Raw genomic sequence first — 1,520 nt, 5'->3', positions numbered from 1 at the left:
TGCCGTTGAAAAAGTCGGCCTTGCAGTTGGAGAGAGGGTCTGATTCAGCATTGAGATGCTGAAGGATGCCAAGCGATGATGGGCGAGCGCCGTGTGGCGCAGGAGGCCCTGTTCTACGAGTTCAGCCTGGATCGGCATGTTCCGGCCGATCATCTGCTTCGGACGATCGACCGGTTTGTGGATCTGTCGGACCTGCGCGAGCACCTGCGAGGGTTCTACAGCACGATCGGTCGTCCTTCGATCGACCCTGAGCTGATGCTGCGGATGCTGATCGTGGGGTACTGCTTCGGCATCAGGTCGGAACGCCGGCTGTGCGAGGAGGTGCACCTCAACCTGGCCTACCGCTGGTTCTGCCGCCTCGGCCTTGACGGCCAGGTGCCGGATCACTCGACCTTCTCGAAGAACCGCCATGGTCGCTTCCGTGAGAGTGATCTGTTCCGCCAGCTGTTCGAAGCAACTGTACGGCGCTGTATCGACGAAGGTCTGGTCGGAGGCGACGGCTTTGCTGTCGATGCCAGCTTGATCCGGGCCGAAGCCAATCGGCAGATCTATGTCGACGGGCCGCAGGGCCTGACCGCCGCTCCGCAAAGCCGTGCTGTCGAGGAGTACCTGGCCGTGCTCGACGATGCAGCTTTCGGCGGCGCAACGCCGGTTGAGCCCAAGCGCGTTTCGCCTGTCGATCCTGCGGCCCGCTATACCCAGGCGCACGGCAACCGCGCCGACTTCTGCTACGCCACCAACTACCTGATCGACGTCGACAATGCGGTGATCGTGGATGTCGAGGCGAGCACGGCGATGCGCCAGGCCGAGGTGACCGCCGCCAAACGGATGATCGAGCGGGCAGCCGATCGCCACGGCCTATGGCCCCGCAAGCTGATCGGCGACACCGGCTATGGCTCTGCGGGTATGCTCGCCTGGCTCGTCCACGAGCGTGGCATCGAGCCGCATGTGCCCGTCTTCGACAAGTCCGCCAGAAGCGATGGCGCTTTCGAGCGCAGCGACTTCACCTTCGATCACGAGGATGACAGCTATATCTGCCCGGCCGACAAGCGCCTGCGGCCGCGTAACCGCAACTTCACCTCGCCGCGACCGGAGGCCGACCAGGACGGCTTCATCCGCTACCGAGCGCGGCAGCAGGACTGCAGCAACTGCGCGCTCAAGCCACAATGCACACCCATCCTGCCGGCTCGCAAGGTGACCCGATCCATCCACGAGGGCGCTCGCGATCTCGCTCGGGCCCTGTCGCAGGAAGATGAATGGATCGCCTCACGCCGCGAGCGCAAGAAGGTCGAGATGCTTTTTGCCCACCTGAAGCGCATCATGCGGCTCGACCGGCTGCGATTACGCGGACCCAATGGTGCCCGGGATGAGTTCCACCTCGCCGCTGCCGCCCAGAACCTGCGCAAACTCGCCAAGATCAGCATCGCCAGGCAGATGGCGATGACATGAGGTCAGGCGATTCTGCTCAGCCGTTTCGATCCGTACCCTCCGCTTCACCAAGAAGGCGACTTTTTCAACGG

Annotated in this window: 1 protein-coding gene; it reads left to right on the top strand. The window is 63.4% G+C overall.

Translation table 11 applies throughout. The features are described from left to right. Positions 1–75: 75 nt before the first annotated feature. Positions 76–1,449 carry an IS1182 family transposase gene (locus IP65_RS20670; RefSeq protein WP_054132915.1) on the top strand — a complete coding sequence of 458 codons (1,374 nt, stop codon included), beginning with the start codon at positions 76–78 and terminating at the stop codon, positions 1,447–1,449. Positions 1,450–1,520: the final 71 nt, after the last annotated feature.

It is taken from the genome of Novosphingobium sp. AAP1, from assembly GCF_001295765.1.
Lineage (GTDB): Bacteria > Pseudomonadota > Alphaproteobacteria > Sphingomonadales > Sphingomonadaceae > Novosphingobium > Novosphingobium capsulatum.
The sequence above is the reverse complement of the archived record's forward strand: the minus strand, read 5'-3'. Positions and strand labels throughout refer to the sequence as shown.